General features: G+C 59.8%; 22 protein-coding genes. 15 read left to right on the top strand and 7 right to left on the bottom strand.

What is annotated here, in order from left to right:
* The first annotated feature begins 39 nt into the window (after nt 1-39).
* From BM074_RS11125 to BM074_RS11115, 3 genes are all read left to right on the top strand, one after another.
* A complete protein-coding gene (locus tag BM074_RS11125) occupies nt 40-861 on the top strand; it encodes a UDP-2,3-diacylglucosamine diphosphatase (protein ID WP_027231681.1) in 822 nt (273 codons plus the stop codon).
* Complete coding sequence (locus tag BM074_RS11120; protein ID WP_091921984.1) at nt 851-1945, top strand: glycosyltransferase family 4 protein; 1095 nt, start codon at nt 851-853, stop codon at nt 1943-1945. The genes BM074_RS11125 and BM074_RS11120 overlap by 11 nt, the downstream gene beginning before the upstream one ends.
* A gap of 121 nt (nt 1946-2066) precedes the next feature.
* Nucleotides 2067-3269, top strand: a complete 1203-nt coding sequence (locus tag BM074_RS11115; RefSeq protein WP_175498989.1) for an MFS transporter — start codon at nt 2067-2069, stop codon at nt 3267-3269.
* Here the strand turns inward: BM074_RS11115 and dgcA are convergent.
* On the bottom strand, nt 3266-4249 hold the full coding sequence (gene dgcA / locus BM074_RS11110; RefSeq protein WP_091921981.1) for an N-acetyl-D-Glu racemase DgcA: 984 nt from the start codon (nt 4247-4249) through the stop codon (nt 3266-3268). The two genes, BM074_RS11115 and dgcA, sit on opposite strands and share 4 nt — an antisense overlap.
* 66 nt (nt 4250-4315) lie before the next feature.
* Between dgcA and BM074_RS11105 the strand changes: the two genes are divergently transcribed.
* From BM074_RS11105 to BM074_RS22710, 5 genes are all read left to right on the top strand, one after another.
* Nucleotides 4316-5491: an ABC transporter permease gene (locus BM074_RS11105; RefSeq protein ID WP_091921979.1), complete on the top strand. Its 1176-nt coding sequence runs from the start codon at nt 4316-4318 to the stop codon at nt 5489-5491.
* A gap of 23 nt (nt 5492-5514) precedes the next feature.
* Nucleotides 5515-6390, top strand: a complete 876-nt coding sequence (locus BM074_RS11100) for an ABC transporter ATP-binding protein (RefSeq protein WP_091921977.1) — start codon at nt 5515-5517, stop codon at nt 6388-6390.
* A gap of 3 nt (nt 6391-6393) precedes the next feature.
* Nucleotides 6394-7386 (top strand): MlaD family protein, encoded by a 993-nt coding sequence (locus tag BM074_RS11095; protein ID WP_027231677.1) that lies wholly within the window; start codon nt 6394-6396, stop codon nt 7384-7386.
* Nucleotides 7387-7457: 71 nt separating this feature from the next.
* Entirely contained in the window at nt 7458-8039 is a 582-nt protein-coding gene (locus BM074_RS11090) for an ABC-type transport auxiliary lipoprotein family protein (RefSeq protein ID WP_228018108.1), read from the top strand.
* Nucleotides 8040-8055: 16 nt separating this feature from the next.
* On the top strand, nt 8056-8427 hold the full coding sequence (locus tag BM074_RS22710; RefSeq protein WP_139217654.1) for a hypothetical protein: 372 nt from the start codon (nt 8056-8058) through the stop codon (nt 8425-8427).
* Nucleotides 8428-8477: 50 nt separating this feature from the next.
* On the opposite strand, the gene BM074_RS11080 is transcribed toward BM074_RS22710, so the two are convergent.
* Nucleotides 8478-13616, bottom strand: a complete 5139-nt coding sequence (locus BM074_RS11080) for an apolipoprotein A-IV repeat region-like domain-containing protein (protein WP_139217653.1) — start codon at nt 13614-13616, stop codon at nt 8478-8480.
* 472 nt (nt 13617-14088) lie between these two features.
* Between BM074_RS11080 and BM074_RS11075 the strand changes: the two genes are divergently transcribed.
* The 4 genes from BM074_RS11075 to BM074_RS11060 all read left to right on the top strand — a co-directional run bounded on the left by BM074_RS11075 (nt 14089) and on the right by BM074_RS11060 (nt 18612).
* Nucleotides 14089-16320 carry an alpha/beta hydrolase family protein gene (locus BM074_RS11075; RefSeq protein WP_139217652.1) on the top strand — a complete coding sequence of 744 codons (2232 nt, stop codon included), beginning with the start codon at nt 14089-14091 and terminating at the stop codon, nt 16318-16320.
* A 261-nt stretch (nt 16321-16581) separates the two neighbouring features.
* Complete coding sequence (locus BM074_RS11070) at nt 16582-16953, top strand: Hpt domain-containing protein (protein ID WP_091921969.1); 372 nt, start codon at nt 16582-16584, stop codon at nt 16951-16953.
* A gap of 122 nt (nt 16954-17075) precedes the next feature.
* A complete protein-coding gene (locus BM074_RS11065; protein WP_091921967.1) occupies nt 17076-17396 on the top strand; it encodes a 2Fe-2S iron-sulfur cluster-binding protein in 321 nt (106 codons plus the stop codon).
* A gap of 187 nt (nt 17397-17583) precedes the next feature.
* On the top strand, nt 17584-18612 hold the full coding sequence (locus tag BM074_RS11060) for an NAD(P)/FAD-dependent oxidoreductase (RefSeq protein ID WP_091921965.1): 1029 nt from the start codon (nt 17584-17586) through the stop codon (nt 18610-18612).
* Between the two features lie 6 nt (nt 18613-18618).
* Here BM074_RS11060 and BM074_RS11055 read toward each other — a convergent pair whose 3' ends face one another.
* Nucleotides 18619-19236: a DUF922 domain-containing Zn-dependent protease gene (locus BM074_RS11055; protein ID WP_027231671.1), complete on the bottom strand. Its 618-nt coding sequence runs from the start codon at nt 19234-19236 to the stop codon at nt 18619-18621.
* A 122-nt stretch (nt 19237-19358) separates the two neighbouring features.
* Here BM074_RS11055 and folP point away from each other — a divergent pair, with 122 nt between their 5' ends.
* Together folP and folK are read left to right on the top strand one after the other, a co-directional pair.
* Nucleotides 19359-20198, top strand: coding sequence for a dihydropteroate synthase (folP, locus tag BM074_RS11050; RefSeq protein WP_091921963.1), 840 nt, complete (start codon nt 19359-19361; stop codon nt 20196-20198).
* Nucleotides 20195-20716, top strand: a complete 522-nt coding sequence (gene folK / locus BM074_RS11045; RefSeq protein ID WP_091921961.1) for a 2-amino-4-hydroxy-6-hydroxymethyldihydropteridine diphosphokinase — start codon at nt 20195-20197, stop codon at nt 20714-20716. Before folP ends, folK begins: the two co-directional genes overlap by 4 nt.
* Nucleotides 20717-20803: 87 nt before the next feature.
* Here the strand turns inward: folK and BM074_RS11040 are convergent, their stop codons facing one another.
* From BM074_RS11040 to BM074_RS11025, 4 genes are all read right to left on the bottom strand, one after another.
* Nucleotides 20804-21340, bottom strand: a complete 537-nt coding sequence (locus BM074_RS11040) for a hypothetical protein (RefSeq protein WP_091921960.1) — start codon at nt 21338-21340, stop codon at nt 20804-20806.
* 132 nt (nt 21341-21472) lie between these two features.
* Nucleotides 21473-22555 (bottom strand): YcjF family protein, encoded by a 1083-nt coding sequence (locus BM074_RS11035; protein WP_091921958.1) that lies wholly within the window; start codon nt 22553-22555, stop codon nt 21473-21475.
* Nucleotides 22552-24015, bottom strand: a complete 1464-nt coding sequence (locus tag BM074_RS11030) for a YcjX family GTP-binding protein (protein WP_091921956.1) — start codon at nt 24013-24015, stop codon at nt 22552-22554. Before BM074_RS11030 ends, BM074_RS11035 begins: the two co-directional genes overlap by 4 nt.
* A gap of 75 nt (nt 24016-24090) precedes the next feature.
* Nucleotides 24091-24609 carry a SixA phosphatase family protein gene (locus BM074_RS11025; protein ID WP_091921954.1) on the bottom strand — a complete coding sequence of 173 codons (519 nt, stop codon included), beginning with the start codon at nt 24607-24609 and terminating at the stop codon, nt 24091-24093.
* Nucleotides 24610-24996: 387 nt separating this feature from the next.
* Between BM074_RS11025 and dksA the strand changes: the two genes are divergently transcribed.
* Nucleotides 24997-25413: an RNA polymerase-binding protein DksA gene (gene dksA / locus BM074_RS11020; RefSeq protein ID WP_027231664.1), complete on the top strand. Its 417-nt coding sequence runs from the start codon at nt 24997-24999 to the stop codon at nt 25411-25413.
* The last annotated feature ends 32 nt before the right edge of the window (nt 25414-25445 follow it).

Below are 25445 nucleotides of genomic sequence, written 5' to 3'. Positions count from 1 at the left end.
CGGACGCCCCCGCGTCAGCGCTGAACGGAGATCAGCATCATGGTCGAGAACGAGGCCCGCAAATTCCGCACACTTTTTCTTTCCGATGTCCATCTCGGTTCGAAAGGTGCGAAAGCCAGTTTTCTTCTGGATTTCCTGAAGTATCACGATGCCGATACGATCTATCTCGTCGGGGATATCGTCGATGGCTGGCGCCTGCGCCGCAGCTGGCACTGGCCGCAGGAGCACAATGATATCGTGCAGAAGCTGCTGCGCAAGAGCCGCAAGGGCGCGCGCATCCTCTACATCGCCGGCAACCATGACGAGTTCCTGCGCGATTTCCAGGGCACCCATTTCGGTGGCATCGAGGTCATGGACCGGACGATGCACGAGACCGCGGATGGACGAAAGTTCCTCGTCATTCATGGCGACCAGTTCGATGTAGTGGTGCGCAACGCCCGCCACATCGCCTATCTCGGCGACTGGGCCTATGACGCGGCCCTCGCGATCAACACCATCATGAACAAGGTGCGGCGCATGCTCGGCCTGCGCTACTGGTCGTTCTCGGCCTGGGCGAAATTCCGGGTCAAGAAGGCGGTCAATTTCATCGGCTCGTTCCAGACCGTCGTTTCCGATGAAGCGCGCCGCATTGGCGCCGATGGTGTCATCTGCGGGCACATTCACCACGCAACGATCGAGCAGATCGACGGCATCGAATATATCAATACCGGCGACTGGGTGGAAAGCTGCACGGCCATCGTCGAGCATTTTGACGGCCGCATGGAACTCCTGTCGTGGACGCACCTGATCGGTGAACAGGCTGGATTTGCACCGGTCATCCGCCTCGATGACAAGCGCCCCAAGGCGGCGAATGCGGCCTGAGCCAAGCGTTCAGCCCAAACGGCTCGTTATCGTTTCGGACGCCTGGCATCCCCAGGTCAATGGGGTCGTACGTACCCTGACCAAGCTGCGCGAGCAAATGGAGGCGCGCGACTTCGACGTAACGATCATCTCGCCGGCCGACTATCGTTCGGCTCCGTGCCCGACCTACCCGGAAATTCGCCTGGCGCTGACGCTTCCGCATGCCGTGAAAGCGCGCATCGAGGCGCTGCAGCCGGCTTTCGTCCATATCGCGACCGAAGGTCCACTGGGCATCATGGCGCGACGTGCCTGCCTCAGGAATAATTGGCGGTTCACGACCAGCTTCCACACGCGCTTTCCCGAATATCTGCGCGAGCGCCTGCCGGTGCCGCTGGCCTGGACCTATGCCTTCCTGCGCCGCTTTCACAATGCTGCCGAAACCTGTCTCGTGCCGACGCAATCGATCAACGACGAACTTTCCGCGCGCGGTTTCAAGACGCTGAAGGTCTGGACCCGCGGCGTCGATCGCAAGCTCTTCCGTCCCCAGCCGGTCGATCTCAAACTTAACCGGCCGATCTTCCTGTGCGTCGGGCGGGTCGCGCCGGAGAAGAACCTCGAAGCCTTTCTGACGCTCGAACTGCCAGGGACGAAGCTCGTCGTCGGTGACGGGCCGAGTTTGCCGGAGCTCAAACGCAAATATCCGGATGCGGTTTTTGCCGGCAAGAAGGAGGGTGAGGAACTGGCGCGCTACTATGCGGGTTCGGACGTGTTCGTCTTCCCGAGCCGCACTGACACGTTCGGGCTCGTGCTGCTCGAAGCGATCGCCTGTGGCGTGCCCGTGGCCGGCTATCCCGTCCCAGGTCCGAAGGATGTGATTGGCGTCTCGGGCGCAGGCGTCCTTTCCGATGATCTCAACGAAGCCGCGCTTGGCGCGCTGGCGATGGGCAAGGTCGATCCCGATGCCAGGCTCAGGAGCTTCCGTTGGGAAGCTTGCGCCGATATCTTCGAAAGCGCGCTGACGGAGATCGTTCCTTCGCGCGAAACAGTCGCGAGGTGGATTAGCCGCAAGCGCGCGGTCCCGGCGCGGCAACCGTCGGACCTATAGAACTCCCACAATTATCGCGAGCATTTCTAGGCGGGTGCAGTATTTCGTGATAGGTGCGTGGCGCGGGCGGATCATGATTGCGATTCTCCCCGGCCGTCTTCGTTCTTCCGAAAGTCCTGCAATGATCACCGCCTCTGCGGATCCGGGTCTCGACAAGCCGCCTCGCTTCGAGCTGCGGGTAGCTCTCGCCTATTTCGCCATCTTCGCCTCAAGCGGTTTGCACCTGCCGTATTTTCCCTTGTGGCTCGAGTACCGGGCGCTGACCCCGACCGAGATTTCGATCGTGCTTTCCATGCCGCTTTTCGTGCGCGTCATCGCCGCGCCGCTTGTTTCAATGCTCGCCGACCGGTCCAACGACCGGGCGCATATCCTGACGACAGCAACCGTCCTTGCGGTCATCGTCGCCGCCTTCTATTTCGTTCCCTTCGGCTTTGCCGGCATATTGATCGTATCGCTGATGCTGGCGCCGCCATGGACATCGCAAGTGCCGCTCGCTGATACGATTGCGCTCTCCGGCGTGCGCCGTTATGGAGCGGATTTTGCGAAAATGCGGGTTTGGGGATCGATTTCCTTTCTGCTTGCCTCCTTCGCCGGCGGCGTCTTCATCCAGTATTTCGGCGAGTGGATCATCCCATCGGCTCTGCTGGCCACACTCGTTGCCGCATGCGCCATGAGCTTCGTCGTCCCGCGCATCGGCAAGCCGCGCCGGCTCTCGCCGCTTTCGGATGTCGATATTGCCGATGCGGGTAGGGCGCTGCGTCGTCCCGCCTTCGTTACCTTCTTGATCGCAACCGGTATCACGCAGGCGAGCCATGCCTATGGCTACAGTTTTTCGGCAATCTACTGGAAGTCGATCGGAATAGGCGAAACGGTGATCGGCGCATTATGGTCGATCTCGGTTGTTGCCGAAGTGATCATGTTCACGATGTTTCGACGCCTTTTCGGAAAGCTTCACCCTGCGCGGGTGCTGATGGTCGGCTCGGCCTTTGCCATGTTTCGATGGGCCGCGTTTCCGCTGGTCGCCCCTTCGGGATTGGGTGTCGCGGGCTTCTTTCTCATCCAGAGCCTCCACGCTTTCTCATTCGCGCTCTCATTTCTCGGCATGCAGAAGATGATTGCGCTGACGATCCCCGAGGAACGCGGCGGCACCGCCCAAGGCCTTTCGACATTCTTCATCGGAACCTCGCTGGCCATCGCCACGATGGTTTCGGGGCCGCTCTATGCCAGGACGGAAATTTACGGCTTCTATGTGATGGTTGCGCTTGCCGCCTGCGGCCTTGTGCTTGCGGGCGTGTCGCTACGGCTGGAACAGAGGCAAAATTAGCCCCAGAGATTACGGCTCGGCGGAAAAATCCGGCTGCCCTCGAACACCAGGCCCGGCGCTCGATCCTCCTTGAGAATCAATGGACCGTCCAGATCGACAAAATCCGCATCCTGGGCGACCAGGATCGCTGGTGCCATTGCGAGCGAGGTTCCGACCATGCAGCCGACCATGACGCCAAATCCAAGCGCGCGGGCGGACCTTTGCATGTGCAGCGCTTCCGTCAGGCCGCCGGTCTTGTCGAGCTTGATGTTGATGCTGTCATAACGGCCGATCAGGGCCGGAAGATCGTCGGTGCCGTGCGCGCTTTCATCGGCGCAGATCGGAACCGGGTGCGGTATCCTGGAAAGGATCGCATCCTTTCCAGCGGGCAGCGGTTGCTCGATCAGCACGGCGCCGGCCTTCGCCGCCGCCAGCATGTTTTCGATGATATTTGCATCGGTCCAGCCCTCGTTGGCGTCGAGGATAATGCGGCTTGCCGGCGCTGCCGCCGCCACCGCCGCAATGCGCGCCGCATCGTTCTCGCCGCCGACTTTGACCTTGATCACGGGCCTGTCGGCGAAATTCCTGGCCGAGGCTGCCATCGCCTCGGCTTCGCCGAACGACACCGTAACCGCCGTGGTCAATTCGCGGAGAGGAGCGAGACCGGCAAGGGCCACAACGGAGGTTCCGCTACGCTTGGCTTCGAGGTCCCACAATGCGCAATCGACCGCGTTGCGGGCGGCGCCGGCCTTGAGCAGGGCCGGCAGGTCATCGCGTGTCGCGCCGTTTGTCAGTGCGCCGCGCAGGGCCTCGATCTCGGCGCAAACCGATTCGAGGCTCTCGCCATAGCGCGCATAGGGCACGCATTCGCCTCTTCCAATGAATGGGCCATCGATCAATGTGCAGATGACCACGGCTGCCTCGGTCTTCGATCCACGCGAGATCGTGAAGGTTCCGGCAATGGGCCAGCGTTCAACCGAAATCGAAATTTCCAGCGCCATTGTTTGGGCCCTATCCGAAACTATTGTTCAAGTGACATCGGTCGAGAGACTCGATATGTGTGTGTGATGTTGACCGATAGAGCAAACAATTCAAGTGCTTCTACCGCCGCGCCGCCCCACGTCGAATTCCAGAAGGAAGGCGACGGCGCGACTGTTGCGCTATCGGGTGCTTGGACAACCCGCAATGTCAGGCGTGTTGACGAGCGCATGCGCGAAATCGAGCGCGATACCAGCATTTCCAAGCTTGTGATCGACCTTTCCGGCATTGAACTCCTCGATACGGCAGGAACGTGGCTGATCGAGCGCCTGCGCACGACGCTGCAGGAGGCCGGCAAGGACGTCAAGATCGAGGGTCAATCGGAAAGCTGGGGCGCGCTCTTCGATGCTGTCGGCGAAGTTGCGACCACGCCTGATGATTCGCCGCCGCCCGAGCATGTATCCCTTACGGTGCGTTTCTTTGCCGCAATCGGACGCAACGTCTACGCGTTTGGCGACGACTTCGTCAAATCCATGCACATACTCGGCGCTACCGTTCGCGGCGCGCAGATGAAGGGCAGCCGCCGGGGCAGCATTCGCCCTGCGGCGATCGTGCACCAGATCGACAGCATGGGCATTGGGGCCATTCCGGTGGTCGTGCTGATGTCGACGATCATCGGGGCGATCATCGCACAGCAGGGTGCATTCCAGCTCCGCTATTTCGGCGCGGAGATTTTCGTCGTCGATCTCGTCGGCATCCTGGTTTTGCGCGAGATCGGCGTGCTTCTGACCGCGATCATGATCGCCGGCCGCTCCGGCAGCGCGATCACCGCCGAAATCGGCTCGATGAAAATGCGCGAGGAGACCGATGCGCTGACGGTTATCGGCCTCAATCCGGTCGGGGTGCTGGTATTTCCCCGCTTGGTCGCGCTCGTCATTTCGCTGCCGCTTTTGACCATCATCGCCGATTTTGCAGCGCTTGGCGGCGCCATGACCATTACCTGGGCCTATTCGGGAATTCCGCCGGATGCCTTTATTCAGCGTCTGCGCGATGCCATTGATATTTCGAGCTATCTTGCGGGCTTGATCAAGGCGCCGTTCATGGCCATGATCATCGGCGTCATGGCCTCTGTCGAGGGCATGAAGGTCGGTGGCAGCGCCGAGTCGCTCGGCCAGCGCGTGACCGCATCTGTTGTTAAATCCATTTTCGTCGTGATCGTGGTCGATGGCATTTTTGCCGTATTCTACGCATCGATCAATTTTTAAAGCCGGAGATTTAAGAAGACCCAATGACGCCGACAGCGCAGCAGGAAAACGGCAGCACCGAAGAACGAGACATCATCCTGTCGGTCAAGGATGTGAGCGTTTCCTTTGGTCGGTCCAAAGTGCTCGATAATCTCTCGCTCGATGTCTATCGCGGCGAAATTCTGGGCTTCGTCGGCGCGTCCGGCACGGGGAAGTCCGTGCTCATGCGCACGATCCTGGGGCTCAACCAGAAGCAATCGGGCACGATCAGCATTTTCGGCCACGACATCGACAGCGCAAATGATCAGGAGAAACTCAGCGTTGACATGCGCATGGGCGTCCTGTTCCAGCACGGCGCGTTGTTCTCGTCCCTGACTGTGCTTGAAAACATCCAGGTGCCCATGCGCGAATATCTCGATATTCCCGAAAGGCTGATGGACGAACTCGCGCGGCTCAAGATCGAACTCGTCGGGTTGAAGCCCGATACAGCCGAGAAATTTCCATCCGAACTTTCCGGCGGCATGATCAAGCGCGCGGCGCTGGCTCGGGCGCTGTCGCTCGACCCCGAGATCGTCTTCCTCGACGAACCGACGTCTGGCCTTGATCCCATCGGCGCTGCCGATTTCGACGAACTCATCGCCAACCTGCGCGATACGATGGGTCTTACCGTCTACATGGTGACCCACGATCTCGACAGCCTGTTCGCGGTGTGCGACCGAATCGCTGTATTGGGAAAGAAGAAGGTTCTTGTCGAAGGAACCATCGAAGACATGTTGGCGTTTGACGATCCGTGGGTTCAGGAATATTTCCGCGGCAAGCGTGCGCGCCAGATCGTCAATGACGGCAAGACAAAGCGCAGATCAGAAGGCGTCCGTGCGGCGGCGGTATCTGAGCAAGGGCAAAAGGGTCAGGTAAGCTAACGCATGGAAACGAAAGCCAACTATGTTCTGGTCGGTGTTTTCACGCTTGTGATCTGCGCCCTTGCGTTCGCGTTCGTATACTGGATTGCGCGCTATGGCGATCGCAGCGAGACAGCGACGCTCGAAATCCGTATTCTCGGCTCGGTTACCGGTCTTTCCGAGGGCAGCCAGGTGCTGTTCAACGGCATCAAGGTCGGTACGGTCAAGAAGCTCTCGATCGACGACAATAATCCCGACGCCGTGATTGCGCAGACGGAAGTCAATGCGACAACGCCGATAACACGGTCCACGCAGGCGACGCTCGGCTTTGCCGGCTTGACCGGCCAGGCCTTCATCGAACTCAAGGGCGGCAAGCTCAACGAGCCGAACCTCCTCGAGGAGGCGGCCAAGGACGAGCAGATTGCCCGCATGGACGCCGACCCCTCCGTGGTCAACAACCTTCTGCAAAAGGCGCAAACCATTCTCGAGCGCGTAGACGGGGCGGTCAGTTCGATCGAAAGCTTCATCACCGAGGTCAAGGGGCCGCTGGTCGACACGGTCAACAACACCAAGAAGTTCACCGATGCGCTCGCCAAGAATTCCGAGGTCATCGACAAGTTCAGCCAGAGCGCCGAGGATGTGCAGGCGGTCGTCAAGGAAGCGCGCGAGATGATGGCCAAGCTCAACACCGCTTCGACGCGCGTCGATGGCGTGCTTGCCAAGCTCGACACGCAATTGTCCGATCAGGATGGCAGCGTGGTCCGCGAGGCGCGTGAAACGATGAAGTCATATCGCGCGGTTGCCGACAATTTGAATGCCCGGCTCGGACCGATCACCGACAATATCAACCGCTTTTCGGGGCAGGGCCTGCGTGACGTTCAGTCCCTCGTCAATGAGAGCCGCCAGTCGGTGCAGCGTATCGAGCGGGCGATCACCGATCTTGAGAAAAATCCGCAGCGGGTCATTTTCGGCGGCAGCGGTAGTGTTCCTGAGTATGACGGACGCACACGCCGTTGACTTTGGTCGATTCGCAAAGCATGAAGGTTAATAGATATTTACAGTTCGTTTTGCTTCGTTGGGGGGCATTGGTGAGTTTCAGGACCGTTCCCGCGTTACTTATTGCCTTGTCCGTTTCTGGCTGCGCCAGCAGCAAGAAACTTGACACGTTCGATCTCTCCAGCCCGTCGCCTGCCGTATCGGCCTCGCGCAAGCAAGGCAGGCAGATTCTCATCGCTGCGCCATCGGCGCTGAAAGCGCTTGATGGCGAAAACGTCGTCGTGCGCTCAGGTCCGCATTCGATTTCCTATTTGAAGGGTGCGCAATGGGCGGACCGACTCCCGAGCATCGTCCAGTCGCGCTTTGTCCAGGCTTTTGAAAGCACGCACCGTCTAGGCGGCGTCGGGCGTCCGGGCGATGGCCTTGCCATCGACTATCAGGTGCTCAGCGAAGTCCGCACCTTCGATATCGATGTCGAGCGCGGCAACAATGCCGTGGTCGAAATCGCCATCAGAATCCTGAACGACAAGAACGGCACTGTGCGCGCATCACGGGTTTTCCGATCGTCCTCGCCCGTCAGCGGACCGGGCAACGATGCCTACATTTCTGCCCTCGACCGCGCCTTTGATAATGTGACGTCCGATGTTGTCTCATGGACGCTGTCGGTCATTTAATTTTTCGAACTTACGAATGCATTTGAGCCCAGCAGTGTTTTTAAATTGGATTGCCGATGTATCGCCAGCAATCGTTTTTACAAATTGTCAGGCATCTATCCGTAACGCAGATGGTATTTCTGGCGGTTGCGGGATCGACGGCGATAACCTGCTCGTTCTTCGCGGGCCGTACCGCCGGCAAGACAAAATACACGCCGAAAGCCGCGAACTGATTGCCGGCTTTGAACGGAAGGTTGCCGACCTGCAGCACAGTCTCGATAGCGAGCGAGAGCGGGTGGGGCGGTTCTCCGATGCGAACCGCAGGCTCTCGGGCGACGCAGATGCCTTGCGCGAAAAGCTTGGTTCAGTAGTGCAGAAATTGCAGAATAAAGATCGGACGATCCAATAAAAACGCGGCCCGAGAGCCGCGTTTTTATTGTTTCCACTTTATCCGCCACTTTAGCGCAGGCGGTTACTCGCATGCGCCAGCATCGTATAGACCTTGCCGGTATCGGACGTCAGGTAATTCTGCGTCGTGACATTGTCGCGGTCGTTGCGGCTGACATCTTCGAGCAGGCGCTCGAAATCGTCCATGTAACGATCGACGGCACGGCGGAACTCGCTGTCGGCCTGATACTTGCGCTTGATCTCGTCAAAGGTCTGCTGGCCCTTCAGCGTATAGAGACGGCGGGTAAAGACGTTGCGCTCGCCAGCACGGTAACGCTGCCAGAGTTCAACGGACGCCTCGTGGTCGATGGCGCGGGTGATATCGATGGACAACGAGTTCAGCGATTCCACGACCTGGCCGGGGGAACGCGTTTCCGTTGCCTTGGCCTTTGGCTCGGACGGGCCTTCATCGCTCGAAGCGCGGCGAAGGAGATCCGAAACCCAGCCATTGCCGGCAGGGCGGGGAGCAGCAGCGCGCGCGTCGAGGCTGCCGCGCAGAGGCGGTGCAGCAGGAGCAGGTGCCGCCGGCTGGGCCGCCGGTGCCGGAGGCGTACGCTGCGGCTGCGGGGCGACGGTTGCCGTTGTCCGGCCAGCGGTGGCCGTGCGTGCGGCGCGGCCTTCACCAACATCGGTCAGGCGACCCGACTTCTGAACGATTTCAGAGAGTTCCTTGAGCGCGTTGATCTGTTCGGAAACGGCCTTGCGCATCTGGGCGGTCGATTGCTTGGCCTCTTCCGGCATATCCATGACGCCGCGCTGCAGTTCGGAGCGGGTCTCTTCGAGTTCCGCGCGGATTGCCGCGGAGGAGCGGCGGATTTCGTCCGTTGCAGTCGCAAACTTCTGCGATGCCTGTTCCACCACTTCGGAAATCGAATTGCGGATTTGCTCGGTGGTCTGCGAGGCGCGGCCTTCGGCGCGGTCGAAGGCCGAGGAGACGAGCGTTTCGAACGAACGCATGGTCTTCTCGATGCTTTCCGACTTGGAGATGAGGCCGGCGGCAAGCTTCTGCAATGCGTCCTGGCGCTCGTCGAAGGTCGAGGCGAGGTTTGACTGCGACGCATTGATCAAGTCGGAAGCCGAGTTCAGCATCTTGCCATGTTCGTCAAAGCGCTTGGCGATCGAGGCGATGTCGGTGAGCGTCGACTCCGAAAGGTTCGAGAGCTTGCCGAGATTTCCGTCGATAAGGCGCGTGGACGTCTGGAAGGACTCTGCCGCCTTGGTCGCATTTTCGGCAAAGGCCGTGGTCGTGTCGAGCAAGCGGCCATCGATATCGCCCAGGTTCTTGGTGGCCATGTCGATGAGTTCGCCAAGCTTCGCATTGGAAGCGGATAGACGGTCGATGAGGTTGCTTACGTCGTCGGTAAGGCCGGCCTTGGCGGCCTGTACCGCCGTGATCGTTTCGGCCGTGCGGCTGGCGATCGCATTGATAAGCGCGGCATTCTCGACGCGCAGGCGTTCCGTTGCCGCAGTTGTCGCTTCGACAAGCTGCGAGGCAAGGGTGCGGCCATTGTCGGCAAGGCTGTCGACGAGCGGCTGAGCCGTATTGTCGAGGATGCCAAGGATCTCCTGCGAACGGGCGGCGAGAACCTCGTTGAGTTCGCGGGTGCTTTCGGCGAGCTTCGACGCGGTCGAATCCGTTGCTGCCGAGAAGCGGGCTTCCAGAGCTTCAAGATTGGCCGCAGCTTCGCGGGCCCGCTCACCCAGACGACGCTCGGTTTCTGCAAGGCTCTCGTTCATGCGCTGGCTGAAGGCCTCGCCATGACCGTCGAGAGCCTCTCCAGCCTTCTGGGCCTCGCCGGTGAGCGATGCAGCGGCGTCGGTGATCTTGTCACGCAGCGTGCGTGCCACGACCGAGGCACTCTGTTCGAGCGACTTGCGAACGTTCTCCACACCCATGGAAAGTGCGTTCTCCATGGTGTTGGTGCGCTCGTCGATGGTTCCGCCGTGCGTTTCGAAGGCCTTGGCGAGAACGTCCGCGCTGTCCTGCAAGACAGCCTGCAGCGCAACCGTGCGGTCACTGATCGTGCTCGCCTTATCGTCCAGGGTCTGGCCGAGCAGCGAATTGCCCTGTTCCATGGCTGCCCGGATTGAGGCGATGCGGTCATCGAGCATGCCTGCATGTGCATTCAACGTATCGCCAATGCGCGAGTCGCTGTCGGCGAGAAGCGCGCGGATCGCTGCCGCCCGCTCTTCAAGCGCGCCGACATGCGAAGCAAGCGTTTCGTTGATCTGGCCGTTGCTGCCATCGAGCACGGAACGGATATCGGCCGTACGTGCCTCGAGGGCGCCGATATGCGACGAGAGCGTGTTGCCGATTGCGTTGTTGCTGTTGTCCAGCACCGAGCGGATATCGGAGGTACGCGCCTCGAGAGCGCCGATATGCGAGGCAAGCGTATCGCCGATCGCATTGTTGCTGTTGTCGAGGAGCGAGCGGATATCCGATGCACGTTCTTCGAGCGAGGCGATGTGCGAGGAGAGGGTGTTGCCGATGGCATTGTTGCTGCCGTCGAGCACCGAACGGATACGGACGGTACGCTCTTCGATATCGCTGGCATGATTGGCAAGCGTATCGCCAATGCGCGAATGCGTGCTGTCCAGCGCGGCCTGGATGTCCGCGGCGCGGGCATCGAGGGACGAGGCGTGGGAGGCAAGCGTGCGGTTGATGCGCTCGTCGCTATGGCTCAGAGCCTGCTCGATACCGGACGTGCGGTCCTCGATCGCGCTCGCATGGGTATTGAGCACATCGCTGATCCGCGCATCGCTGTTGACGAGGGCAGATTCGATACGATTGGTGCGATCGTCGACAGAGTCGATGAAGCCGCCGAGCGTATCGTCGATGCGTGCACCGCTATTGAGCAGGGTGGTCTGGATCTCGGCATTGCGTGCATCGATCGCCTGGGTATGCGCTGCCAGCGTATCGCCGAGCTTGATATCGCTGCTCGATAGGGCGATCTGGATTTCCCGGTTGCGCTCATCGAGGCTCTTGGCGTGATGGTCGAGGGTCTGCGCGATCTTCGAATGCGTGTCGACGAAGGCAGCGCGCATGCCGGATGTGCGATCGTCGATGATCTTGGCATGGGCGTCGAGCGTCTGGCCGATACGGGAATCGTTGGCGTTGATCGCGGCCTCGATGGTTGAACTGCGCAGGTCGATGGTGCGTGCGTGTTCTTCGAGGGTCTCCCGGATCTTGGCATCCGTATCCGAGAAGGCGGCATGCATGCCAGACGTGCGGTCCTCGATCGCCTTGGCGTGCTGTTCGAGCGTTGCGCCGATACGGGCGTCATTGTCGTCGAGGGCCGCGCGCAGGCCGGAGGTGCGCTCTTCGAGGGAGCCAGCGTGACTGTCGATGATCTGGCCGATGGCGGCGGTGCTCGTTTCGAGGATCGAACGTAGATTGGACGTGTGGTCGCCGATCTGGCCCGCCTGTTCGCGGATGATCGAAGCTGCGCGTTCGGTTTCGCCCGAAAGCGTGGCAGCGAGCGCTTCGCGATTTTCCGCGAGGCGGTCCGCAAAGGCATTTGCATTGGTCGAGAGCAGGCTGCCGACCGATTCCGAAAGGCTCGACAGGTCGTTGCCGATCTTCGCCTTGGTTTCGTCGACGATGCCGTCGATGGAGGCGCGCCCATCCGTGAAGGTCTTGGCGATGTCGCGCGTGCGCTCGATCAATTGTTCGTTGATCTGGCGGGCACGCGCCTCGAGCGCGGAATTGAGGCGTTCGGTGCTCGTATCGAGCGACTGGGCGCGGGTTTCGAACTCAGCCAACAGCGAGCGGCCGCGTTCGTTGATGGTCGCGTCGAGACCGGCAAGGCGATTGTCGAATTCGCCGACCAGCGTCTGCGTTGCGTCGCCGAGCAGCGACAACATGCTGCTGGTCCGTCCATCCAGGGTGTCGGCGAGCTTGAGACTTACCGCGTCGGTCTGCTCCGAAAGCGCAGCGATGCGCATTTCCAGAAGATTCGCAAAGGCTTCGCCCGATGTGCTAATCTTGTGCGAGATATCGTCGGAGCGCGAAACGATGGACTCCGTGATCGCCTGGCCGCTCTGGGTAAGCCGATCGATAAGGCCTTCGCCGGACTGGCTGATCGACATTGTGAGGTTTGTCGAAGCATTGGCGATGTTGTCGCGCAGCGCATCGCCGGCCAGCGACAATTCTTCCTTGAGCTGTTCGTGCGCGCTCGAAATCGAGGCGCGTACGCGCTCGGCATGGCCGATGACGGATTCGCGTTCGCCGCCGAGACGGTCGACGAGGGTGCGGATGCGATATTCATTGTCCGTATAGACGCGTTCGAGCTGGTTAACCTCGGTCTGGACCAGCGTCTCAAGTTCGACGGCGCGTGCCAAGGTGCGCTCGACGCCTTCGCTCATCGCGGCAACTTCGCGGCGTACAGCCTGACCGAGTGACGCGACGCGATCGGATGAGAGCATTTCCGGCTCTGACAGGCGCATGGCGGCTTCTGCCATCGAGCGCGCTGCATACTGCATCTCCTGCGCGCGGCGCACCATGAGGGCAAAGGCCCAGAACAGCATGATCGGTACGATGATCGCGACGGCAAGGCCGATTGCATATGGAGCAGCGGCAAAGTCGGACAATGAGCGGATCGAGCGCAGCCCCGGGAAGAACGCATTGCCTACGGCGAGCACGCCTGCAGCCCACAATACGCTGACGATTGTGGTTGGCAGCGCATAGGAGCGCGGCATCTGTGCGGCGGGCGTGGAAGCGCGGGCAGCTGTTGCCTTTTGCAACAGGTCGTCGTTTGCCGGCTTGAAAGTCTGCGACGGCACGGCAGGCGCCTTGGGCGGGGCCGGCGGCGCTGCGGGAATGGGGTTCGCGGCCTTGATCTGCGGCTTTGGTGCAGGAAGCGGTGCAACATTTGCGGCAGGGGCAACGGGAGCAGGGGCAGGTTTGGTTTCAGCCACCAGCACGGGTTCGGCTTCCGGCGTCAAATTGTGCTTTTCAGCCGCCAATTCCTGCGCCGCCTGCGAAATCTGGGCTTCGAGGTCGCTCAAGGACAAAAGATCATCGTCGATCGGCGACAGATCCATATCCATGCCGAGCGTCGATTCGTCGAAATCGATTTCTAGCGCCTTTTCAAGAGCTTGGCCGAGTTCGTCTTCGGTCTTGGCTGCTTTGCTTCTAGGGGCTGTGGCCATGTTTACCTCACAATATTGGGCGGTTGACCACATGCGAAGTCCCCCGCGCCATACTCATTACGCCGCTACTTTATCGTACTGACACATGGATTGGAAAGAAACAACGGATTCGGCAAATGCTTAAAAGTTTAAACACAAGGTTAACGGGAGGCGGCATCGCCAAAATTTATGGTGCAGGTGCTCCCGGCGGAGCCAGTCCGCCTCTCTGTGTCATGCCTTTGTTTCGATAGACTCGAGAAGGCGCAACACGGGTTGATTTATCGTTGCAAGCGTTCGTCCCAATTAAAAACGGCGCGCCCCGTTCTGGCACGAAAATTGCTGACTATGGATACACGGAAAAGAGTCTGCTGCCGGATGCTTTATCGGCAAACTACGTGTTTTGAGTCATTTTTAAGCGCAAACGCCACATATTGGGTGAAACTGGATGATTTATAGAACAAAGCATATTGCACACAGAACATGCATGGCTGGCATGATGATGATATTTTTATCGGCGTGCGATCAAAGTTATACGGAAGGGCGGGTAACGGCGGCGCCAACGGTCGAACCCGCAGCGGTGGCTTCAACATTCGAAACACTGAACGATTTGAAGGAAACGGCGCCTGCAAATCCCAGCCCGACGGAAGGACCTGTTGTAGGAACGGTCACCGTCGTTCCCGGAACAGGGTCGCCTGATCCACAACTGGGCGGCGGCGAGGCGATCCCGCTCACCGGGCCCACCGACACACAAATCGTAATGCCCGCTGCGGAAGAAAAAGTGGTGCGATTCACCGAAATCGCCCCCGACACGGTCGGCGGCGCAACATTTAAACCTTCGCCCGCCCTTGACTACGACCTGGGCAACCTCGTGGCATCGACGGCCGGACAGTACGGCATTTATGAGACCGCTACACCCAGCGACGATGAGGTTTTCATCACTCCTATCAGGGGCCAAATACGCTATCCCCAACCTTTGAAATCAGCCGCAACGGCAGAACGGTTTCCAATTATCATCTTTCTGCACGGGAATCATTGGAACACTGATCCGAGCTATAGAGGGTATGATTATATTGCTCAGGATCTGGCGGCGCATGGCTATGTCGTGGCCTCGATCGACGCCAACGGGATCAATAGCGGCAGCGCGATTGATGGAGACGAGTCCAGCCAGTCGCGGGCGCAACTCATATTGGGCACGCTGGATCGGCTGCGCCAGGTCGATGCATCCGGCCAGGTTAATTCAGACAATGAACCCGGGCCGCTCGACGTACTGAACGACAAGCTCGATTTCGACCGTATCGGCATCATGGGTCATTCGCGCGGCGGACAGGGCGTCTCCTATGCCATCAAATTCAACCAGACACGGCTCGGGGTGACCGAGGAAAATCTGCGGGCGTCATTGAAAGCAAATCCCTATTTCTTCGAGGAGGATTATCCTGACTTGCTTGAGGCGGTCAAACCGGGAATCGAATCCATCCCGGGGACTTCGAGAAGCCCTGCGGTCGCCGCGGCCCCGGCCAGTATTGACGACGATAAATTTGCGGAAGCCGCCAAGGGATATAATCTCTTCTACGCCGCCGGGCGCGAGAGCGTGAAGCCCTATGACTTCAAGGGCGCTTTCATGCTGGCCCCGACTGATTTCGATGGCAATCTCGGTATCAACAATGTGCCGCTTGCCGTCCTGCTGCCCGACTGCGATGGAGATATGTTCAATCTTCAAGGAGCGGTTGCCTATGATCACAATCGCTTCGGCCCGATAAGCGATATGGCGCCGCGCTATCAGATCATGGTCAAGGGCGCCAACCATAATTACTACAACACGGAATGGGGACGCGACGACTTCGGCCCCAAACCGGATGAATATTGCGGTGCAGCCAGGCTGGACGGCATCCGGCTAGGCGAGAGCGATCAGCGCCGCAGCGGCAATTTCCTTATCAGCTCGTTCATGCGTTACCATGTCGGCGGCGAGCAGAAGTTTGCTCCCTACTGGAATGCGGCCGCGCATTTGCCGAATGCCGCCTGCCCCTCCACCGACGGTCCGTGCGACGAATGGGTTGCCCTGAGCGTGCAGAAGGGCGCCGACAAGCGCAAGCTCATCCAGCGTTTCGAGAACAGCAGCATGGAGCGCAACGAACTTGGCGGCAGCTTCAGCATGAGCGGTTTTGACGCGGCTGCCTTTTGCCCAATGGAGTTGGGCGGCTGGGGGCCCAAGAGCTGCACGTCAAACCGGCTGCAGGGCTTTGAATATTCCACCTGGCAAGGGCTGCTTTCAATTGCCGATCATCTCGAGCTTGCCTGGACAAAGCCCGATGCTTCGATCGTGACGGAGCTGAAGGGTCTTTCCGCCAAACCGTACGATACGCTGACATTCCGCATTGGGGTCGTGCGTCCCACAGGACAGGAAGTCAACGTGACGCTGACCGACAAGAGCGGCAAGTCGGCCACCATTGCCGCAAGCGCCTTTACCGATGCGCTTTACAATGCCCCGCGCAAAATGGAAAACGGGCTGCCAATGACCGACGATCCCCGCGATACGCGGTTCGCCAATGGCCAGATGAAAGTGCTGCTCAACATGGTTGCAATCCCGCTCAAGGCGTTCGGCGGCATTGATATGACCGGGCTGAAGGAGCTGAAGCTCAGCTTCCCCAGCGGCAAGGTGGCGGTCACCGGTATCGAGTTGCAAAACTTCAGCCGGGAAGCACCGCTCTCAACCGTTGCCCGCAAGTAGCGCATATTAAAATCCCGCATCCCGCTTCAGCATAGTCCGAGGCGGGATGCGCATCTTCAATCGCATATCTATAAGACTAGGCGCGGGCAGCCGCATCAAGCCGAAGAACTAAAGCGGCCCAAATTTCAGCAAAAACTCAAAATTTACCGAACGTTCACCATAATCCTTAAAACGCCCGGCGATTGCCAAGTTTTAACCTTGAATCAGCGCAATTTGATGAAACTTGTTCGTTCATTCGTAAACGTGTTCTGGAGAGTAGCAATGGCACAACAGGCGGCATCGATGGCATTCGCATTGCCGGGCGGAGAGCAATCGCTCCCTTCGCGCAAACGACCGATCGACCTCGTTCACCTGACCCGCGAGACTTTCGGCGACCGCACGCTCGAAACTGAAATTCTCGGCCTCTTTTCCCGCCAGACCAGCAGCATTGTCGATCGGCTCGCCCATGCGACACCGGACGAGCGTGCACGGCTTGCAAAGTCGCTCAAGGGTTCGGCCCGCATCATCGGCGCTTTCGGCGTTGCCGACGTGGCTGAAGCCATCGAATATGCGCCGGCCGACCTAAGCAAGCTCAAGGAATTGCGGCCCATCATCGACGACGTGCGCGACTATATCGCTGCCATTACCCGTTGAGGCGTAGCTTCCGACATAACGTTGCCCGGTGCCGCGCGTGCTCGGGCTGCGTCAGGGAGTGCAATTGACTTCCCGCCCCAAATCCCTATGTCAGCGATAAAATTTCCTGCTTGGGGCATGCTATGGCGAAAATCACGTTTGTCACTTTTGATGGCGCACGGTTCGAAACGGACGCAGAAAACGGCTCGACCGTGATGGAGAATGCGATCCGCAATGCGGTGCCGGGCATCGATGCGGAATGCGGTGGCGCCTGTGCCTGCGCCACGTGCCACGTCTATGTCGATGAAGAGTGGACGGCCGTTGTGGGCGAACCGGAAGCCATGGAAGAAGACATGCTCGACTTCGCCTATGACGTGCGTCCCAATTCGCGCCTGTCCTGCCAGATCCGCGTATCCGACGATCTCGACGGTCTCGTGGTGCATGTTCCCGAGCGGCAGGCCTGATATTTTCTCATCGATGGATTAAAATCGCCGATCGGCGCGCCATTTTACGGGTGGGCGAGGATGCACTCACTTGACCTTGGTGAATGCAGTCGCTACGCGCTGTGCAGCCCGTGCGTCCCGTATGCACCAGCCAAGATCCCAATTTCGTCTGCACGGCATACAGACCTTCTGGCATGAGGAATTTTCGATGAGCGAAGTTATCAAAACCGATATTGTCATCATTGGCGCCGGCCCCGTCGGTCTTTTCGCGGTGTTCGAGCTTGGCCTTTATGACCTGAAATGCCACCTCATCGACATTCTCGATCGTCCGGGCGGCCAGTGCGCCGAGCTCTATCCGGAAAAGCCGATCTATGACATCCCGGCCTGGCCTGTCATCAGCGGCCATGATCTCACCGAAAAGCTCATGGAGCAGATCAAGCCCTTCTCGCCGCAATTCCATTTCAACCGGATGGTTACGAAGCTGGAGCGTCAGGCCGACGGCGGTTTTCATGTCGAAACCGACGAGGGCGAGGTCTTCGAGGCCAAGGTGGTCGTGATCGCGGCCGGTGGTGGCTCATTCCAGCCCAAGCGCCCGCCAGTTCCCGGTATCGAAGCCTATGAGGGCAAGAGCGTGTTCTATTCGGTGCGCCGGATGGAGGAGTTCCGCGACCAGGATATCCTGATCGTCGGCGGCGGCGACTCCGCGCTCGACTGGGCGCTCAACCTGCAGCCGATCGCGCGCAGCCTGACCGTCGTGCATCGCCGCGCGGAATTTCGCGCAGCGCCCGACAGCGTCAAGAAGATGTTCGAACTCGTCGAAAGCGGCAGCGTCCGCTTTGAGCTTGGGCAGGTATCAGGGCTCAAAGGCGAGGACGGGCAACTCAGTCATGCGACGATCAAGGGCAGCGAAGGCGAAATCGACATTCCGGTCACGCGCATGCTGCCGTTCTTCGGACTGACGATGAAACTCGGACCGATTGCCGACTGGGGGCTTAATCTGCATGAGAACCTCATTCCGGTGAATGTCGAGAACTTTGAGACGTCGGAACCCGGCATCTTCGCCATCGGCGATATCAACTGGTATCCGGGCAAGCTGAAGCTCATCCTGTCCGGCTTCCACGAAGCCGCCCTGATGACACAGGCGGCAAAGCACATCGTCAGCCCGGGCGAGCGGATCGTCTTCCAGTACACGACATCATCGACAAGTCTGCAAAAGAAACTCGGCGTCGCCAACTAGGCCCGGTTACGGCGTCTTGCCGAACTCGCGGATCAGGCGGTAGCTTAATAGCCGCCCGAAGCGGTCCTCGAAATTGAGGGCCTCGACCTTGTCGAACTGCACCTGGGCAAGGTCGTGCTGCTTCATAAGTTTCGCGGTCAGCGTGCTGATATCATTCTTCAATGTCGCGCAGTCGCTGCGCCAGGGCAGCGCTTCGATCTGGCGTTCCATATTGCCTGCCGCGGTGCGGGCAATGGAGATGTGGCTTTCCTCGTGCCGCTTGATATCGGCTGACAGTGTGTCCCAGATCATCGCAAGATCGGCCGGCGCGGTGCGCCGCTGCGCCCAGCGGGGCAGGTAGACATGCGCGTGGACGATGATCGTCGCATCGACCACACGACAGGTCTTGCCATTGGAGCCGTACTTGATGCGGCTTTCGAAGCGCATCTTGGTCATGCCCGGATGGCGCTGCCCGGTTTTCTGCAGGACCGGCCCGCGGCGGTATAACTCGCGGTCGAGATCCGCCGCCGTCTTGCCGTTTAGGTTGAAGTATTCATAGCTGCGCAGGACGGTCGCTGCGTTGGCAGGCTGTGCTGCAAGGACGATCGCTGTGGCAAACGCTGCAGCTTTAGCAAAAATACGCATGATCTGTTCCTGTGTTCCGGCCAAGTCTGCCCGATCCAGACCCTATCGTCAAAAACATTGCGGATGAATTGACGCCGTGCGCGTTCTGTTCAAAAACAGGGGAATGTGAAGGGAGTAAGGCGATGGATTGGAATTGGAAGCTCGGGCATGGCCGCACGTTAACGCTTGGGAACCGCGCGCTGATCATGGGCGTCCTCAACGTTACGCCGGATTCCTTTTCCGATGGCGGCCAGCACTATTCCCTGGACCAGGCGCTGGCCGGAGCCCGGCAGATGATTGCCGAAGGCGCCGATATCATCGATGTCGGCGGCGAATCGACCCGCCCGGGCGCAACGCGAGTAGAACCTCACGTGGAACAGTCGCGGGTTCTGCCCGTCATCGAGGCCCTCGTGAAGGAGAGCGAAGTCATCATCTCCGTCGATACCTATCGCGAAGAGACGGCGCGGCTTGCCGTTCGCGCCGGCGCCCATATTGTCAACGATGTATGGGGCGTCCAGCGGGAGCCTGCCATCGCCGACCTTGCCGCCGAGACGGGCGCGGGTCTCGTCATCATGCATACAGGGCGCGAACGCGAGCGCGATCCGGACGTCATCGTCGACCAGTTCGCGTTTCTCAACCGCTCGCTCGAAATCGCCAAGCTTGCCGGCGTTGCCCGCGAGCAGATCGTCCTTGATCCCGGTTTCGGCTTTGCCAAGGACACCGCGGAAAACATCGCGCTTATGGACCGGTTCGCCGAACTTGCGGCATTCGGCTATCCGTTCCTTGCCGGAACGTCGCGCAAGCGTTTCCTCGGCGCAACGTCCGGCGGCGAGGGGGAGCAGCGCGACGTCGCGACGGCCGCATCTTCGGCTCTGCTTCGCCTCGCCGGCGCCGATATTTTCCGCGTGCACAATGTGGCAATGAATCGTAGCGCCCTCGCGCTTGCCGATGCGATGCTTGCTGCCCGGCGGGAACGCCGATGAAGCAACCCATGCACAAGGCCTGGCTTGGCCTCGGCGGCAATATCGGCGACCCTGTGGCTGCCATGGTGCAGGCACTGCGTGCGCTTGATGGACGCGAGGATACGAATGTCGTCGCTGTTTCGCCGGTTTACAAAACCCCGCCCTGGGGCAAGACCGACCAGGCCTGGTTCCATAATGCCTGCGCCGAGGTTTTGACCGCGCTGGAGCCCGAGGCGCTGCTTGCGACCTGCCTCGACATCGAGAAAGAGATGAAGCGCGAACGCATAGAACGCTGGGGACCGCGTATCATCGATATCGACGTGCTTGCCTATGCCGGATTCGAGACTTTCGCGAGTCCGACCCTGGTTCTGCCGCATCCGCGCATGACCGAGCGGGCCTTCGTGCTTGTCCCGCTCGCCGAAATTGCACCGGATCTGGTGGTTGACGGCAAGCCCGTGTCGCATTGGCTAGCCTGTTGCGACAAGGCCGGGGTGGAGGAAGCGCTGGGCGATTCCGGCTGGTGGCGGGAAGGAGCTTGAGGCACCACCGTTGATTCCGGGCCACTCCGGCAAACGCGAGGTGATGGAGAAGGGAAGGTACTGCGTACGCGAAAGAGAGCCGAAGGCTCAGTTCTTTGCGATACTTCCGACAGCCACCGAATCGACGCGCTTCAAGGAAACCCCGACAACGGGGATAAGCTGGTCTTCAAGGCGAACGGATATCGTCACGTTCATCGTGTTGTCGCTGGTGAATTTTGCCTGCATCGCGCCGGTGAGCTGCTTTCGGCTGATCGAAAGGACGACGCGGTCGCCGGCGACATTGCCGCCGGTGATATCGAGGCCTTTGCCGGCGGAGCCGTCAAGGAAGGTGCCCTTATAGCTATTGCCGGAGCGGATGACCGTCGCCTTCATCGGCTGGTTGAAGATGCCGACGCGGCAGCTGCCGTCGAGCGTCATGCCCGGCTTCTCTGCCGGCGTTGTTCCGTCAAGGGTGCAGGTGAATTTCGTGCCCTTGTATTTACCGGCGACGATCTCGCCCGGTCCGGTCCATTGACCCTCGACCGTGCGGAAGAACTCGGCATCGTTGTCCCTTGCATGCGCCGGCGGCGCGAGAAGCGCGCAGGCGAACAGGGACAGGGCAGCGGCTGTTGCGCTTCTCTTCATCGGCGGGACTCAACACAAATCATTGGAATAGGTACGTGGGGCGATCATGGTCCGGAATGGTTAACGGAAAGTTGCCGTCCACAGAAAACGTGTCGCGACGAAGATTGCAACCAATAATTGGCGAACGCGGCACTATTCCTTTTTCGTTCCGCTGATACGGGCCAAATCTCCGATAAAATCGCCTATATTCGGGCGCCGTTCGGCATTGAAAGGAAACGGCCGTACCAGATCCATTGCCGAAATGCCGATGCGCGCCGTCATCAACCCGTTGATCACACCTTCGCCGAGGCGTGCGGAAAGTTTAGCGGCAAGCCCATGGCCGACCAATTGCTGGATGATCGAATCGCCCATGGCAACGGTACCGGTGACGGCAAGATGCGCGATCACATTGCGCGTCAGTCGCAGAAAGCCGAGCGTGCCGGGCCTGCCGCCATAAAGTTCCGACAGGCGCCGGATCAACCTCGCGGATTCGAACACGACGTAGCCGATATCGACCAGAGCGCGCGGACTGACCGCGGTGACGATGGAGACGCGCTTGGCGGCAGCAAGGATCATGTCACGTGCCTGGCGGTCGAGCGGGCGCAGCAACTCGGTTTCGCTGAGGCGGATCAGGTCGCGACCATCGATGACCTCGTCGCGCAGATCGTGGAGCAGCGCGCGGCCCTTGGCCGTGGGCGGCAATGTCTCGGCGATCGCGACGAGCTTGCCGACGACGGCCTTTGCTGCGCGCCTATCATTGCCCTCGGCGGCTTTCGCTGCCTCTTCGCGCAAATGCTGCACGGACGCCAGCCGGCGCAGGGCGAGACCTTCGCGCAGGACGATTGCCACAAGTGCAAATGCCGCAAGGAAAGCAACGGCAAGCGCCAGCCAGCCGAGCCAGGGCGCCCGTTCAAACAAGGTGCGGATAAGATTGTCGGCCCATAACCCCAGAGCAAGCGATACCAGGATGCCGAGTGCGCCGGTGAAGAGCGATGCGAAAGAAAAGCGTGACTTGCGGGCAAGGGCGGGCGGCGGCGTCAGCGCGTCGAGCTCATTGGCAACGGCGTCATCGGCGTCGAAGACGTCGACGGCAGCCGGCGTAATTACCGCAACATCCTTGATCGCTGTCGGGCGGCGCACCTGTGATTTCGGCGCACTGGCAGCGTGCCGTGTTTCCGCTGCAGGTGCTGGGTCGAGGCGAAAGGCTGCGGGCTTGCGCGAGTTCTGGTCCGTCATGCGAGGCGATCTCCGATGAGGAACTGTAGGGCGCGATCGAGCCGGATATGCGGCAGTGATAGTGTTATACCCTCGGCGGTGCGCTCGAGCTTGGGTGGCCGGAAGCGAACGAAGCGAATGGCCGGATCGTCGGTGGGGCGGTCCGGAGCTTCAAAGATTGAATCCGGTTTTGCCGGCAAGTCACCGGGAAATATGGCAGTTTCAGTCTTGCCGTCGAATGTCTCGCCATTGATCGTCTCGCCCTTCAAGGGCGTACCAACGATCACGGGCAATACCTCCCTGCCTTGCGTCACGGTTGCCTCGCGCGTCGTGCGAACGGCGGCCATGGCGAGCACATCGACGCTTGCACCCGAAAAATCGGCCCGGCTCACCGCGCGGTCGACGAGGCGGCGCACGATGGCCTGAAGCCGGTCGTGGCTTTCATGGTGGAGATGGTCGGCCTTGGTTGCGGCAACCAGGATGCGGCTGATGCGCCGCTGCACCAGTCCCGTCAGGAAGTTTGTGCTGCCAGGGCGAAAGCATGAGAGAATTTCCGTCAACGCCCTTTCGAGATCCGCGACCGCGGCCGCACCGGCATTCATGGCCTGCATGGCATCGACGAGAACGATCTGGCGGTCGAGGCGGGCGATATGCTCGCGGAAGAACGGCTTGACGACATGGGTCTTGTAGGCCTCGTAGCGGCGCTCCATCATGGCGGCGAGTGTCCCGGGTCGATGCTTGCCATCGGAAAGGCCGAGAAGCGGCGCGAAGGTAAGTGCAGGCGAACCGTCGAGATCGCCCGGCATCAGGAAACGGCCGGGCGGCAGGGTCGAAAGCGCCCGTTCGTCCGCCTTGCCGGCCTTTAGATAGGCGGTGAAGCTTTTCGCCAGCTTCTGCGCCAGCATTTCGTCGGCCGGGCCATCGGTCTCGGCGCCGGCTGCCTCCTGAAGCCAGTCGGTCGCGACATCGCGGTGGCTGGCGAGCTGAGCCAACTCAAAGGAGTCCCTCGAAAACTCGCTGTAGGACTTGCCGAGAAGCGGCAGGTCAAGCAGCCACTCGCCCGGGTAGTCGACGATATCAACGGAGAGCTTGCCGCCGGAAAACATGCGATTCCACATCGAGGCGGATTCATATTCAATCGTCAAACGGAGTTCAGAAATGGCTCGCGTCGATTCCGGCCAGATGCGGTCGTCGATCAGCGCCTTCAAGTGTTCTTCATATTGGAAGCGCGGCACGGCATCATCCGGCTGCTCCTCGAGATAGGCGCGGGCGATGCGGCCGGATTTCTGCGCTTCGAACAGCGGCAACCGGCCGCCATGGACAAGATTGTGGACGAGGGCGGTGATGAACACTGTCTTGCCGGCACGCGAAAGGCCGGTCACGCCGAGGCGCAGCGACGGCGAAACGAGCCCACTGGTCCGGTCGGCCAATGTATCAAGCGCAATTTTGGCTTCGTCGGTAAATGTCGTCAATGTTCCCAATTCTATCGTCCCATGGCGCGGTCACAGTTTCAGCCATATGGGACGAAGCCCGGTCGATGGCAAGGAATTGACGTCTCAGAGGTGATGTTCGGCGGGTGAGAAGAACGCCTGAAGCATACCGGTTCCCGGGTTAATTTCGGCGAGAGGGGCCTCGAAACTGATGACGGCGAGGCCGGCGGTGGGGAAACCCGATACGAGGTCAGGGTGTGCCGGTGACTTTGCCTGGTCTATGAGCGCGATCGCAAGCTCCTCCATCATGGGATTGTGGCCGACAAGCATGACGGAATTGGCGGTTTCGTGTTCGAGGCCGGCCATGCGCACGCTCAAAAGGTAGCCATCGGCGCCGCCCGAGTAGAGCTTTTCGGCGTCTTCAACGATAAAGGGTGGTTCGAGAGCGATATATTCCAGGGTTTGCCGTGCCCGGATTGCAGGTGAACACAGGACGATTTCGGGCCGAAATCCAGACCTCTTCAGCTCCTCGCCGACGACCTTGGCAGCTTCGATGCCGGCAATATCGAGGGCACGGTCAAAATCCTTCTGACCGGCCGAAGGCCAGAGCGCTTTTGCATGCCGCAACAAAAAGACCTGACTCATCTATCGATTTCCCAGCGCTATGATGCCCTTTAGAAGTGGTTGCACGCTTCTTCAAAAGACGCAATTGCTGGATTCAGCTGTGGCGCAAATGTCAAAATAATCAAATAATTGTGCAAAAGGCGCCTGCGGAAATTCTGTGCTGCATGCGTTCTGGGAGTGCAAGCTACAACTCCCAGTAGAGTGTAAGAGCTATAAAAGGCCGCGTTTGGCCCCGAAAACCAATCATTTCGGTGCAGAAAATTCGAACATCCTGCCAATTTTGCCAATAAATTGAGCAAATTCCTGCCATTTGTTTCTGCGATTTACATGTCTTTTTGTAGTTGTGTGCCCATGTGACACGACCTATATAGGCCTCCTCGCGTCTCATAGGTGCAGGGTGATTCAAAGATGAATGAACTGATCGATCTTGACTACAAGCCCACGGATGACGAGCCCTTCATGAGTGATCGGCAGAAATCCTATTTTCGTGAAAAACTCATCAACTGGAAAAACGACATTCTGCGGGAGGCGCGCGAAACGCTTGAGATCCTGCAGCAGGAAAACGCCAACCTGCCGGACATAGCCGATCGCGCCTCGTCCGAAACTGACCGCGCCATCGAGTTGCGCGCCCGTGACCGCCAGCGCAAACTCATCTCGAAGATCGACGCCGCTTTGCAGCGTATCGACGACGGAACCTACGGCTTTTGCGAGGAGACCGGGGATCCGATCAGCCTGAAGCGTCTTGATGCACGGCCGATCGCAACGCTTTCTATCGAAGCCCAGGAACGTCACGAACGACGCGAGAAAGTTTACCGCGACGACTGAGCGGAGAAGATCAAAGCACCAGAGAAAGGCCC

The sequence above is a fragment of the Phyllobacterium sp. CL33Tsu genome (assembly GCF_900113985.1).
Classification (GTDB): domain Bacteria; phylum Pseudomonadota; class Alphaproteobacteria; order Rhizobiales; family Rhizobiaceae; genus Phyllobacterium; species Phyllobacterium pellucidum.
The sequence above is the reverse complement of the archived record's forward strand: the minus strand, read 5'-3'. Positions and strand labels throughout refer to the sequence as shown.